The sequence below is a fragment of the Frateuria edaphi genome, assembly GCF_021117405.1.
Lineage (GTDB): Bacteria > Pseudomonadota > Gammaproteobacteria > Xanthomonadales > Rhodanobacteraceae > Frateuria_A > Frateuria_A edaphi.
Window position 1 is genome coordinate 2,054,102 of record NZ_CP088251.1, and the last position, 12,117, is coordinate 2,066,218.

Sequence of the window (12,117 nt, forward strand, 5' to 3'; positions counted from 1 at the left end):
CGGCGAGGGTTCATGCCTGGTGGAGCGCGGCGAGTACGCCGTCCTGGCGCACCGGTTGGCGAACGCGGGCCGCCATGCCCGCTTCGCCGAAGTCGTCGATGCCCGCGCCCAGCGGAGGCGCGCCGAACCACGCCAGCGAGCCCGCCAGCGTGGCGACCTCGCCGAGTATCAGCAGCGCAGGTGAACGGACCGCATGGGCCGCGGCGCGCCCGGCGAGCTGGGCCAGCGTGCCGGTCACGACGCGCTGGTCGGCGCGCGAACCGTTCTCCACCAGGGCGAACGGCGTGGCCGGCGCGCGCCCGTGCCCGAGCAGCCGCGACTGCAGGGTGGCGAGCTCGCCCACGCCCATGTAGACGGCCAGCGTCTGGTTCTCCTGCGCCAGTGCGGCCCAGTCCAGTGTGTCGTGCGAAACCTGGCAGTGGGCGGTGAGCAGGCGCACCGACTGGGCGTGGTCGCGGTGGGTCAGCGGCACGCCGGCGTAGGCGGCGCAGGCGAGCGCCGCGGTGATGCCTGGGACCACCTCGTAAGGGATGCCGTGGGCGCGGAGGAATTCGAGCTCTTCGCCGCCGCGCCCGAACACGAACGGGTCGCCGCCCTTGAGTCGCACGACGCGGCGGCCCGCGCGGGCGTGTTCGAGCATCAACGCGTGGATCTGTTGCTGGGTGACGTAGTGGCGGCCTGCCTGCTTGCCGACCTCGATGCGCTCGGCATCGCGCCGCGCCAGCGCCAGGACGTCAGCGCTGACCAGACGGTCATGCAGGATCACGTCCGCCCCGTTGAGCGCGCGCAGGCCGCGCAGGGTGAGCAGCCCCGGATCGCCGGGGCCTGCGCCGACCAGCACCACCGAACCCGCAGCCGTGTTCTCCTCGTCGGCCAGTGCGCTCTCCGCCGCGCGGCGCGCCTCGGCCTCGCGCCCTTGTCGCAGCAGGGTCGCCACCGGCCCGGAGAAGAGCGTTTCGTAGAAGCGCCGTCGCGCGGCCGCTTGCGTGAAGCGCAGGCGGATGCGCGGACGCAGCCGCGCCGCTAGCGTGGCCAGCGCGCCCAGCGAATGATCCAGCAGGCTCTCCAGCCGCTCGCGCAGCAGGCGCGCCAGCATCGGCGCCTGGCCGCCGCTGGAAATCGCGATGGTCAGCGGTGCGCGGTCGATCACCGCGGGCACGTGGAAGCTGGACAGTTGCGCATCGTCCACCACGTTGACGAACAACCGCCGCAGCCCCGCCAGCTCCGCGATCAGGGCGTTGGTCGCCCGATCGGACGTCGCCGCGACGACCAGCCAGACGCGATCGAGCCAGGCCTCCCGGAAGGGCTCCGGATGATGGGCGAGAGCGCCCTGCTCCACCCATCCTCGCAGCAGCGGCGTCAGCTCGGGCGCATTCACCGTCACCTGCGCGCCGGCCTCCAGCAAGGCCGCCACCTTGCGCTCGGCCACGGCGCCGCCACCGACCACCAGGACGGCGCGATGGGAGAGGTCAACGAACAGCGGGTAGAGCTTCAAGGAGACGGCCTGCGTGGGAAGTCCGATCACGCTAGGCGGGCGCTCCGGGGGCGACAAATGAATTGTCGCCGGCGGCATATGCCTTCACGGCATGTGGACCGGGGCGCCGGCTACATTTCCTTGACACAGCACAACAGTGGACGTATAGACGTCCAAATATGTCAAGCGAACGGCAGCCACCACGCAATCACTACGGCCCACCCCGAGGTGCGCCTGGGCGATGTACCCGTGATTCGTCCGCGTCCACCCCTCCTGCCGAACGAACACGGATTCCCCGCCATGACCCTGGTCCAACTCCGCTGCCTGGTGGCTATCGCCGACGCCGGGCTCAACATCACCCTGGCCGCCGAACGCGTGCATGCGACCCAGCCGGGCCTCAGCAAGCAGCTCAAGCAGCTTGAGGATGAACTTGGCTTCAAGCTTTTCGTGCGCAAGGGCAAAAGCCTTGATGCGGTCACCCACGCCGGCCGCCAGGTGCTCGAACGCGCGCGGGTGATCCTGGCCGAGGCGGCCAACATCCGCTCGATCGCCGCGAACCTTCGCAACGAGGCGCATGGCGAACTGCGCATCGGCACGACCCACACCCAGGCGCGCTTTGCCCTGCCCGCCTCGATCGCGGCGCTCAACCAGTCCTACCCTCAGGTGAGCGTGCACCTGCAGCCGGGCCAGGATGCCGACGTGCTGGCCCAGCTCGAAAGCGGTCGGGTGGACATGGCCGTGATCAGCACGGCCGGTGCGCCGCCATCCATCGGCATCGCCCTGCCCGCCTACCGCTGGCATCGCGTGGTGGTCGCGCCGACGGGCCACGCCCTGGCGCGGCGCGCCCTGCCGCCCACGCTGGCCGAACTCGCCGCCGAGCCGCTGATCAGCTACGACTCCTCGGTCAAGCCGGAGTCTTCGCTGCGGCGGGTGTTCGAGACCGCGGGGCTGGTGCCGCAGATCGCGATGACCGCCGGCGACGCCGACCTGATCAAGACCTACGTCCGCGCGGGCCTGGGCATCGGCGTGCTGGCGGAGATGGCGATGCTGGCCGCCGACGGGGACCTGCGCGTGCTGCCGGCCGACCACCTGTTCCCGCAATGCACGACGTGGATCGTGTTGCGCCGGGAAGCGGTGGTACGCGAGTTCGTGCTGGAGTTCATCGGGCGGTTCGCACCGCATCTTGACCGCCGGGACGTGGCGCGCGTGCTGGCCGGCGACGAGCTGCCGGACGCATGGCCGCAGGCGCCGCACTGGCGCGAGCGGGCCGTGGCGCTTCCGGACGCTGCCTGAGGCGGCGGTTGGCCTTCGCCCTTGCGTCCGCCTCTCCGAAAGAGGAGTGCTCAATCGGGGCTTCCTGCGCCCCTCCATCCGTCTGCCCAAAAGGGGAGAAGAGCCGCCTTACGGGGAGGGAGGTGGATGCCGTTCGCGCAGGATCTTCACCACGTCGGGGAAGGAGAACCAGTCGGGGATCTCGCTGCCTTCGCGCAGGCGCCGACGCAGTTCGGTACCGGAGATGTCGCGCACCTCGTCCGCGGGCTGCACTTCGGTAGCCGGGATGTAGGCATCGCGGTTGACCGCGTAGACCATGGCCGGGAATGGCACGATCCGGATGCCGAGCTCCGCCTGGTGTTGCTCCAGGAGCTGCTGCGCCTCGTATGGGCCATAGAACGGCTTGCCGCTGGCGTCCTTGCCCGGACCGGCGTGGTCGCGCCCCACGATGAAATGGCTGGCGCCATAGTTCTTGCGGATGATCGCGTGCCACATCGCCTCGCGCGGCCCGCCCATGCGCATGGCCAGCGGCAGCAACGACAACCTGGCCTGGCCCTCCGGGTAGTGCGAGAGCAGCGCGCGGTAGCAGCGCACGCGGGTGGAGTAGTCGACGTCATCGGGCTTGGTGCGCCCGACCGAGGGCTGGATCAGCAGCCTGGCGCCGACCTGCTCGGCCGCGCGCAGCGTCAGTTCGCGGTGCGCGCGGTGCATGGGGTTGCGCGTCTGGAAGGCGACGATGCGGCTCCAACCATTGGCTTCGAACCAGGCGCGCAGCGCGCGCGGCGTATCGCGCAACTCTGCGAAATCCGGGTGCGCGGGCGGCTGCAGGCCACGCACGCGGCCACCCAGATACACCGGTCCGGTCCGATCGAACAGTTCGGCCACGCCAGGGTGCGTGCGGTCGCTGGTGCCGAACACGCGCAGCGCCTCGTGGAGCCGGTCTGGCCAGTAAATGTCCTGAACCTCGAGAACCGCCAGCGGCATGCCCTCCTCGTCGCGCAGCACCACCTCGCTACCGATGGACAATTTGGCCGAGAAGGCCTCGTCCACGTCCAGCGTGATCGGCATCGGCCATAGCGTGCCGTCGCCCAGGCGCATGTCCTGCACCACGCCGTTGTAGTCGTTGCGGCCGAGAAAACCCTCCAGCGGCGAGAACGCGCCCGAAAGCAGCAGTTCCAGGTCGCACAGCTGGCGCGTGTTGAGCACCAGCGACGGCCAGTCGCCAATGCGCGCGCCGAGCGCCTCGGCTTCCGCCGACGGCAGGTACAGGTCTTTGAGCACGCCGCCGTGCGGGGCGATCAAGCGGTCGGTGGCGGCCGTATCGGCAGCGAGCGCAGTCACGTTCATGTGGCTCTCCTCCAGTCGCTGGTGATTAGGCTAGTCCAAGGCTCAAAGGATGTTGTGCAGGCCGCATTCACGCTTGAGCCCGAAGAAGCGCGTGTCCTCCGGGTCCATGCCCGGCTCCCAGCGGTGACTGGTGTGCACGTCGCCGATCGAGGTGTAGCCCTGTTCCCACAGCGGGTGGTAGGGAAGATCGTGGCGCTTGAGGTAGAGGCCGACGTCGCGGTCGGTCCAGTCGGCCAGCGGGTGGAATTTCCAGCGGCCGTTGCGGTGTTCGGCGAACTCCACGCCGGCGCGCGTGCTCGCCTGGCTGCGGCGCAGGCCGGCGAACCAGCCGGCCGCGCCCAGTTCCGCCAGCGCGCGCTGCATCGGTTCGACCTTGCGCATCTGGTTGTAGCGATCGATGCCGGCCACGCCCTGCTCCCACAGTCGGCCATGGCGGGCCTCCATCCAGGCCGGGCTCAGCGTGGCGCGGTAGACCCTGAGGTCGAGCTCGAGCCGCCCGGTGAGTTCGTCGACGAAGCGGTAGGTTTCGGGAAACAGATAGCCGGTATCGATCAGGACCACCGGGATCCATGGCCGTTGCCGCGTGACCATGTGCAGCGACACCGCCGCCTGCGCGCCGAAGCTGGAGGACAACACGTGCTCGCCTGACACATGTTCCAGCGCCCAGGCCACGCGCGCCTCGGCATCGAGCCCGGCCAGATGGGCGTTGATGTCGGCCAGCGCCTGCGGCTCGCCAACGGCCTGGCGAAGCATCGCCGCGTTCATCCGATCACCTCTGCCGGAATGCGGCGCGCAGGTCCCGGCGGCGCGAGGACACCGCTGCGCAGCAGGAAATCGCCGAAACCTTCGTCGGGCGCCCGCTCGACCGCATAGCGGGCGAACAGACGGTCGAGGACCTCCAGAATCGCCGTCTCGTCCACGTTCTCGCGGTAGAGGGAATTCAGCCGCTGGCCGGCGAAGTCGGCACCCAGGCGCAGGTCGTAGCGGCCGGGCGCGCGGCCGACCAGCGCGATTTCGCCCAGGTACGGCCGGGAGCAGCCGTTCGGGCAACCGGAGACGCGCAGCAGGATCGGTGCGTCCAGCAGACCGTGGCGCGCCAGTCGCGCCTCGAGCTTGTCCAGGATCGTCGGCAGGTAGCGCTCGCTCTCGGCCATGGCCAGGCCGCAGGTCGGCAGCGCCACGCAGGCGATCGCGTGGCGCCGGATCGCGCTCTGCCGGCGGTAGCCGTCCAGGCCATGGGCGGCAACGATGGCGTCGATGCGTTCGCGATCGGCCGCTTGGACATTCGCGACGATCACGTTCTGGTTGCAGGTGAGGCGGAAGTCGCCGGTGTGCGCCGCCGCCAGTTCGCGCATGCCGCTGAGCAACCGGCGCTCAGCGCGGTCGAGCAGGCGGCCGGATTCGACATGCAGGGTGAGATGCCAGCGACCATCGCTGCCCTGCAACCAGCCGTAGCGGTCGCCGTTGTGCTCGAAGCGGTACGGGCGCGCGGCCTGCAGGTCGAAGCCCAGGCGCCGCTCCAGTTCGGCCTTGAACGCATCGGTGCCGCGCCGGTCCAGCGTGTACTTCAGCCGCGCGTACTTGCGCTCGCCGCGGTCGCCCCAGTCGCGCTGGATGGCGATAATCTGTTCGGCCGCGTCGCGCAACTGCACCGGCTCGACGAAGCCGATCACCTCGGCCAGGCGCGGATAGGTGCCGGGATCGCCGTGGGTGGCGCCCATGCCGCCGCCGATGGCGAGGTTGAAGCCGGCGAGGCGGCCGTCCTCGGCAATGGCGATCAGCCCCAGGTCCTGCGCGAACACGTCGATATCGTTGAGCGGCGGGATCGCCAGACCGATCTTGAACTTGCGCGGCAGGTACGTGCGGCCGTAGAGCGGCTCGGGCTCGGGCTCGCCGACCAGCTTTTCGCCATCGAGCCAGAGCTCGTGGTAGGCGGTCGTCTTCGGCGCGAGCTCCTCGGACAGCTTCGCTGCCCAGGCGTAGGCCTCGGCATGAGCGTCCGACTGCACCGGCAACGGGGTACTCACCACGTTGCGCAGCACGTCGCCGCAGGCGGCGATGGTGCTGGCCATGGCGTCGTTGATCGCCGCGATCGTGGGCTTGAGGTCGCGTTTGAGGATGCCGTGCCACTGGAACGTCTGGCGCGTGGTGATACGCAGGCCGCTGCTGGCGTAGTCGCGGGCGAGCCGGTCGAACACCAGCCATTGCGCCGGCGTGACCACGCCACCGGGCAGGCGCGCGCGCAGCATGAAGCTGTAGAGCGGCTCCAGTTTCTGGCGGCGTCGTTCCTCGCGCAGGTCGCGATCGTCCTGCTGGTAGCTGCCGTGGAACTTGAGCAACTTCGTGTCGGCCTCGCCGATGGCGCCGGTGACCGGATCGGCCAGGCCGTCGGCGATGGAGCCGCGCAACTGCCGGCTTTGATCCTTGATGTATTCGAGTTCGGAAAGCGCTGGCATGGTCAGTACACGTCGCGGGCGTAGCGGCCCTGGGTGAGGAGGTCGGTAAGCCATTCCCTGGCCGTGTCGGGGGAATGCCCGCCGTGGGCGATGGCGATGTCGAGCAGCGTCGCGTGCACGTCCTTCGCCATGTGCGTCGCGTCGCCGCACACGTACAGGTGCGCGCCGCCTTCAAGCCAGGCGTACAGCTCCCTTCCCTGTTCGCGCAGGCGGTCCTGCACGTAGACCTTTCGCGCGCCGTCACGGGAGAAAGCCAGGTCGAGACGGTGCAGTGCCCCCGCTTTCAACGCTTCCTGCCACTCGACCTGATAGAGGAAATCGCGGGTGAAATGACGGTTGCCGAACAGCAGCCAGTTGCGGCCGCGCGCCCCGGTTTCGTGACGGTCCTGCACGAAGGCTCGAAACGGCGCCACGCCCGTGCCCGGGCCGATCATGATGATGTCGCGGCGGTCGTCGGCGGGCAGGCGAAACCGGTCGTTGGTTTCGATGAACACCGGCACCACGGCCGCGTCCTCCGTCGCCGACAGAAAGGCCGAGGCCGCGCCCCAGTGCGGCATGCCGAACGCCTCGTATTCCACCCGCGCGACCGTGAGGTGGACTTCCTCCTCGCCCACGGCACGCGGGCTGGAAGCGATGGAATACAGGCGCGGCGTGAGCGGACGGAGCGCGGCGACAAGTTCTTCCGCCCGCCACACCGCGCGGTAGCGGTGCAGCAGGTCGATCGGCTGGTGGCTGGCGAGCAGCTCGGCGAACGACGCCGCATTTTCCTTGCGCAGTACGCGCATCAGGTCCGCGTGACCGCTGGCGGCCGCGTGGGCGGCGACGAAGGCGCGGGTAAGCCGGGTCAGTTCGCGCTCGCGACCCAGCCATCGCGCGAGCGGCAGGGTGCGGCCGTCGTGCGTCACCTCGTCCGCGCCGTCCAGGCGCAACGCGTGCAGGAATTGTTCGACCAGCGCTGGTGGATTGACCGGCCAGATGCCGATGGCGTCGCCGGGCGCATAGCGCAGACCCGAGCCTTTTAGCGACAGTTCCAGGTGATGCACGGCGCGTTCGCTCTCGCGCGAGACGATGCGCTGGTTACCCAGCACGGTGGCGGCGAAAGGATGCTCGCGCGAGTGCGTGCTGCGCGCGGGCAAGGTGTGGACCGTGGCGTTCCGAGTGACGGACCGGGTCCTGCCCAGCGCCTCGCGCGCCTGTCCCAGCGCCTTGGCCGACCATGGGATGGCAACCTGGTCGATGTCGACGTCGGCCTCGCCCAGTGGCGCGAGGCGGCTGGCGCCCAGCTCGGCCAGGCGCGCGTCGAGCTGGCGCCCGATCGCGCAGAACTGCGGGTAGCTCGAATCGCCCAGCCCCAGTACCGCGTAGTGAAGCCCGGGCATCCGGGGTGCGCGCTTGCCCACGACGAATTCGACGAAACCACGGGCATCGTCCGGTGGCTCGCCTTCGCCCTGGGTGCTGATCACGATCAGCAGATGGGTTTCCCTGGCCAGTTCGCGCAGCCCATAGGCATCCGCGCGCACCAGCCGCGCCGGCAGGCCGTCCGACTCGCTGCGCGCGGCCAACTGCTCGGCCAGCCGCCGGGCATTGCCGGTCTGGCTACCGTAAAGGATGGTCAGTCGTGGTGCTTGCGCGGTGCCCGCGGGCGCATCGATCCGGCCTGTGCTGCGCTCTGTCTGGCCGGCACGGGCGGCGCTCCAGGCCGCCACCCAGTATAATTGCTCGGGCGCGAGGCCATCCGCCAGTCTTGCGAGCAAGGCCGCTTTTTCCGGATCGAGAGTGATGGACAAGGGGTCCGCTGCAACCAGGGCATTCACGCTATCTTGTCCTTTTGGACGTCCAAATGTGGGGCCCGGACAATCTAGGCGCGGTGGTCGCGCCAGGGAAAGGACAGCTCGGCATGTGGATATACCAGGCCCTTATTTCCGCGCATGGGCAGCGCCTTGGATACTCCAGCCACCTCTACGCCCGCGCGCATCGATGATGATTCCCGCCGAGTTCCTTACCTTTGCCGCCGTCGGCGTACTGGCCCAGCTGGTCGATGGCGCGTTGGGCATGGCCTATGGCGTGACTTCGGCGGCGATGCTGCTGGGGCTTGGCGTGCCGCCGGTCAACGCGACCGCGAGCGTGCACCAGGCCGAGGCGTTCACCTGCGGCGCGTCGGGCCTCAGCCACTGGCTTGCCGGCAACGTGCGCTGGCCGCTGTTCTGGATGCTGGCGATTCCGGGCGTGATCGGCGCCGTGATCGGCGCCGCGGTCGTGGTGCATGTTCCGGCGCAGTGGATGCGGTTGGCGCTGACGCCTTACCTGCTGGGCATGGGTGTGTTCCTGCTGATGCGTGGCGCGTTGGGACGCCCGCCCGGGCCGGACGTCCCCCGCGGCACGCCCGTGCTCGGGCTCGGCGCGGGCTTCGCCGACGCGGTGGCCGGCGGCGGCTGGAGCGCGCTCACCGTGACCACGCTGGTCGCCCGTGGCGCCACGCCGCGGATGGTGATCGGCACGGTGCACCTGGCCAAATGCGTGGTCAGCATCGCCGCCAGCATCAGCTTCCTGCTGATGATCGGCCTCAGCCATGGCACGGCCGTGCTCGGGTTGATCGCAGGCGGCGTCGCCGCCGCGCCGGTGGGAGCGATCTTTGCCCGGCGCATGCCCGCGCGGGTGGCGACGGTGCTGGCGGCGCTCGCCGTACTGGGCCTGGGCGTGAACAACGTGGTCAAGGCGTTCGGTTAGGCAACGCGCCATGCAGGGCCGCGCCGCGCAAACGCCATGCATTCGCGGCCGCGTGCGGGCACTTCCACGGGATTTCCCGGCACGCAGCCAGCTACCCGCACCTTACAATGCGCGGATGAACGAGCAAATCCCGATCGAAGTCCGAGGTTCGGCGAAACAACCGCTGGGCATGCCGCCCGCGCAATTCCTGCGTGACTACTGGCAAAAACGCCCGCTGCTGATCCGCAGCGCCTTCCCCGATTTCCAGCCGCCGCTGCGGCCGGATGACCTGGGCGGCCTAGCCTGCGAGGACGGTGCGCTGTCGCGGCTGATCGTCCACGACGAAGCGCGCGAGCGCTGGTCGGTGAAGACCGGGCCGCTCGACGAAGCCGATTTTTCGCGCACGCCCGACCGCAACTGGACGCTGTTGGTGCAGGACGTGGACAAGTGGGACGCCGACGTGGCGCGGCTGCTGGAGCATTTCCGCTTTCTGCCGAGCTGGCGGATCGACGACGTGATGGTGTCCTACGCCGAACCGGGTGGCGGCGTGGGCGCGCACGTGGACCAGTACGACGTGTTCCTGCTGCAGGGCCTGGGCTCGCGGCACTGGGCGATCAGCACCGACCCGGCGGCGCCGAAGGATTTCCGTCCCGACATCGAACTGAAGCAATTGGCGCATTTCGAGCCGACCCACGAGTGGCTGGTCGAGCCGGGCGACATGCTTTACCTGCCGCCGGGTGTGCCGCACGACGGCGTCGCTTTCGGCGGCCCGTGCATGACCTTCTCGGTCGGCATGCGCGCGCCCTCGCAGGCGGAACTCACCGGCGACCTGGCCGATTACCTCGCCGAGCGGCTGGACGAATCGCAGCGCTACACCGACCCCGACCTCGCCCCCGCACGTTCGACGGGCGAGATCGACGCCGCTGCACTGGAGCGCCTGCGCATCGCCCTGCCCTTCGCCAGCGCGCTCGACGAGGAAAGCCTGCGCGACTGGTTCGGGCGATTCATCACCCGCTACCGCAACGCCCAGACGCCGGCGACGCCGGCCAGGCCGATGACCCTGGCTGCCCTGCGCAAACGCCTGGACGGCGGCGCGACGCTGTTGCGCCATCCATGGTCACGGCTGGCGTGGAGCCGCGGTCGGCGCGCGGCGGTGCTGTTCGCCAATGGCCACGCGTATGCCGCTCCGACCGACCTGGCCCGGCGCCTGTGCGCCGAACGCTCGCTCGCCTTCGACGACGCGCCCGGCGACGAGGCCATGGCGCTGCTGCTGACGCTGGTGAACGATGGCCACCTCGTGCCGCACAAAGGGCGCCGGTGACAAGCCATCCCGGCCCGGACGAATCCCTGCCGGTCGGTAGCCCGGCCGAACTGGCGTCTGCCCGGCAAGCCCTGCTGGTCGCGACGCGCCGACAGGTGGACATCCGCCTCCCGCGCCTGGACGACTCGCTTTACGCCAGCGCGGAAGAGATGGCCGAGCTGCGCCGCATCGCGACCGCCGGCCGTGGCGCGCAGATCCGCCTGTTGCTCAACGACCCGGCGACTGCCCTGCGCGATGGGCACCGCCTGATCCTGCTGATGCAGCGGCTTCCGAGCGTTATCCAGGTACGCGTGCCGGTCGAGGAGATCAACCTGGGCAATCCGTCGGCATGCCTGCTGACCGATGGTGGCGGCTATCTGTTCCAGCCCGACGCCGAACGCGCGCAGGGACGTGCCGTACTGGCCGATCGCCCTGGCTGGGCACCGCTTCGGCAACAGTTCGACGAGATGTGGGAGCGCGCCGAGCGCGCGCGCACGTTGCAGCCGCTGGATCTGTAGGACGGGCGTAGGTTGGGTTACGGCCCAGTTCCCGTCACGCACGGAAAAAAGCGGTGGACTGGAGCCGGCCCTACAGGACCTTCCGGTTCTTGCGGCCGATCGCCACGATGATGATCGCGAACGCCGCCAGGCGGACCAGATAGGCCGCGCTCCGGTCCTCGAAATACACGTTCGTCATCGCGATCACTATCTGGGCCACGCCCAGCAAGCCGAACGCCAGCGAAAAGGCGAGGAACAGCTTGTCGCCGGTGCGCCGCCAGAAACGCAGGAAGAACAGACCCCCGACGAAGAAGCCGAGCGTGACGGCACCGGAAAGGAAATAGATCAACAGCGTCATTCGCCTTCTCCGTTCCAGATGAAGCCGAACAACAGCGTTGCCACCGCCGCCAGCGACAACAGGGCGCGCGGGACGGCCAGGTCGACCGAACCGGGAAAGACGATCAGGTCAAGCACCAGCAGCAGGTTTTGCATCGCCAGCAGCAGGAAACACAGGGCGCTCCAGAACAGCAGCCCGGCGCGGGTCCGGTGGAAGCTGCGGCCAAGCATCACCGCACAGACCGTGCTGGCCAGGAAACACAACAGGTAAACCGCCGGTGCGAAGTATTGGGACACGCGCTAGTCCTTACGGAATCGAAAGGCGTCGGCGAACGCGACGAGGTTGTCGGATCGCGACCGCATGATCAGCCGCAGCACGGCGTCGGGCGAGCGCACGTACAGGGCCTGGGAGGCTTCGACGAGTTCGTGGAGATCTTCGGAGGCCGGGCCGTAGCGGACCAGATCGTCGCTCTCGCGCACGATCAGGCCAGCGGCGTGGAGAGATTCCACCGCCTGGCTCACGACCAGTTCGCTGGCTCGCAGCGCATCGACCAGTTCCGGAGAGGACCAGCAGCGCGCGGGATCGCGCAGCAGCAGGAACAATAGTTCCATCGACCAGATGGACCGGAATGTCGACCGCAGAAAACCGGCTACATCCTTCTCCAATGGCATGCCGAAGTTCGCCCCCTTGTCTGGCGGATCACGCGGGCCCCCTCAAACCCCCAAAAG

12 protein-coding genes are annotated in these 12,117 nt (G+C 69.2%); 4 read left to right on the top strand and 8 right to left on the bottom strand.

Going from position 1 to position 12,117, the window contains the following annotated elements; genetic code table 11:
* Positions 1-10: 10 nt before the first annotated feature.
* A complete protein-coding gene (gene cysG / locus LQ772_RS09720) occupies positions 11-1,495 on the bottom strand; it encodes a siroheme synthase CysG (protein ID WP_231325996.1) in 1,485 nt (494 codons plus the stop codon).
* Between the two features lie 279 nt (positions 1,496-1,774).
* Between cysG and LQ772_RS09725 the strand changes: the two genes are divergently transcribed.
* Positions 1,775-2,767 (top strand): LysR substrate-binding domain-containing protein, encoded by a 993-nt coding sequence (locus tag LQ772_RS09725; protein WP_231320492.1) that lies wholly within the window; start codon positions 1,775-1,777, stop codon positions 2,765-2,767.
* Between the two features lie 108 nt (positions 2,768-2,875).
* On the opposite strand, the gene sat is transcribed toward LQ772_RS09725, so the two are convergent.
* The 4 genes from sat to LQ772_RS09745 are packed head-to-tail and all read right to left on the bottom strand — an operon-like array spanning position 2,876 to position 8,354.
* Positions 2,876-4,093, bottom strand: coding sequence for a sulfate adenylyltransferase (sat, locus tag LQ772_RS09730; RefSeq protein ID WP_231320494.1), 1,218 nt, complete (start codon positions 4,091-4,093; stop codon positions 2,876-2,878).
* 42 nt (positions 4,094-4,135) lie between these two features.
* Positions 4,136-4,858 (bottom strand): phosphoadenylyl-sulfate reductase, encoded by a 723-nt coding sequence (locus LQ772_RS09735; RefSeq protein WP_231320496.1) that lies wholly within the window; start codon positions 4,856-4,858, stop codon positions 4,136-4,138.
* Entirely contained in the window at positions 4,855-6,549 is a 1,695-nt protein-coding gene (gene cysI, locus LQ772_RS09740; protein ID WP_231320498.1) for an assimilatory sulfite reductase (NADPH) hemoprotein subunit, read from the bottom strand. Before cysI ends, LQ772_RS09735 begins: the two co-directional genes overlap by 4 nt.
* A gap of 2 nt (positions 6,550-6,551) precedes the next feature.
* Positions 6,552-8,354: an assimilatory sulfite reductase (NADPH) flavoprotein subunit gene (locus LQ772_RS09745; RefSeq protein ID WP_425600843.1), complete on the bottom strand. Its 1,803-nt coding sequence runs from the start codon at positions 8,352-8,354 to the stop codon at positions 6,552-6,554.
* 172 nt (positions 8,355-8,526) lie between these two features.
* Between LQ772_RS09745 and LQ772_RS09750 the strand changes: the two genes are divergently transcribed.
* From LQ772_RS09750 to LQ772_RS09760, 3 genes are all read left to right on the top strand, one after another.
* Complete coding sequence (locus LQ772_RS09750; protein ID WP_231320502.1) at positions 8,527-9,276, top strand: sulfite exporter TauE/SafE family protein; 750 nt, start codon at positions 8,527-8,529, stop codon at positions 9,274-9,276.
* A 115-nt stretch (positions 9,277-9,391) separates the two neighbouring features.
* On the top strand, positions 9,392-10,576 hold the full coding sequence (locus LQ772_RS09755) for a ribosomal protein uL16 3-hydroxylase (RefSeq protein ID WP_231320504.1): 1,185 nt from the start codon (positions 9,392-9,394) through the stop codon (positions 10,574-10,576).
* Positions 10,573-11,073 carry a DUF7931 domain-containing protein gene (locus tag LQ772_RS09760; protein ID WP_231320505.1) on the top strand — a complete coding sequence of 167 codons (501 nt, stop codon included), beginning with the start codon at positions 10,573-10,575 and terminating at the stop codon, positions 11,071-11,073. The genes LQ772_RS09755 and LQ772_RS09760 overlap by 4 nt, the downstream gene beginning before the upstream one ends.
* Positions 11,074-11,143: 70 nt before the next feature.
* Here the strand turns inward: LQ772_RS09760 and LQ772_RS09765 are convergent, their stop codons facing one another.
* The 3 genes from LQ772_RS09765 to LQ772_RS09775 are packed head-to-tail and all read right to left on the bottom strand — an operon-like array spanning position 11,144 to position 12,060.
* A complete protein-coding gene (locus LQ772_RS09765; protein ID WP_231320507.1) occupies positions 11,144-11,410 on the bottom strand; it encodes a DUF5985 family protein in 267 nt (88 codons plus the stop codon).
* Positions 11,407-11,685, bottom strand: a complete 279-nt coding sequence (locus LQ772_RS09770) for a DUF5985 family protein (RefSeq protein ID WP_231320509.1) — start codon at positions 11,683-11,685, stop codon at positions 11,407-11,409. The genes LQ772_RS09765 and LQ772_RS09770 overlap by 4 nt, the downstream gene beginning before the upstream one ends.
* A 3-nt stretch (positions 11,686-11,688) precedes the next feature.
* Positions 11,689-12,060 (bottom strand): hypothetical protein, encoded by a 372-nt coding sequence (locus tag LQ772_RS09775; protein ID WP_231320511.1) that lies wholly within the window; start codon positions 12,058-12,060, stop codon positions 11,689-11,691.
* Positions 12,061-12,117: the final 57 nt, after the last annotated feature.

What these genes read in the sequence shown, in the direction of transcription:
- LQ772_RS09775 (WP_231320511.1), bottom strand. Translation starts at nt 12,060, where the DNA reads ATGCCATTGGAGAAGGATGTAGCCGGTTTTCTGCGGTCGACATTCCGG.
- LQ772_RS09765 (WP_231320507.1), bottom strand. Translation starts at nt 11,410, where the DNA reads ATGACGCTGTTGATCTATTTCCTTTCCGGTGCCGTCACGCTCGGCTTC.
- cysI (WP_231320498.1), bottom strand. Translation starts at nt 6,549, where the DNA reads ATGCCAGCGCTTTCCGAACTCGAATACATCAAGGATCAAAGCCGGCAG.
- LQ772_RS09735 (WP_231320496.1), bottom strand. Translation starts at nt 4,858, where the DNA reads ATGAACGCGGCGATGCTTCGCCAGGCCGTTGGCGAGCCGCAGGCGCTG.
- sat (WP_231320494.1), bottom strand. Translation starts at nt 4,093, where the DNA reads ATGAACGTGACTGCGCTCGCTGCCGATACGGCCGCCACCGACCGCTTG.
- LQ772_RS09750 (WP_231320502.1), top strand. Translation starts at nt 8,527, where the DNA reads ATGATGATTCCCGCCGAGTTCCTTACCTTTGCCGCCGTCGGCGTACTG.
- LQ772_RS09755 (WP_231320504.1), top strand. Translation starts at nt 9,392, where the DNA reads ATGAACGAGCAAATCCCGATCGAAGTCCGAGGTTCGGCGAAACAACCG.
- LQ772_RS09725 (WP_231320492.1), top strand. Translation starts at nt 1,775, where the DNA reads ATGACCCTGGTCCAACTCCGCTGCCTGGTGGCTATCGCCGACGCCGGG.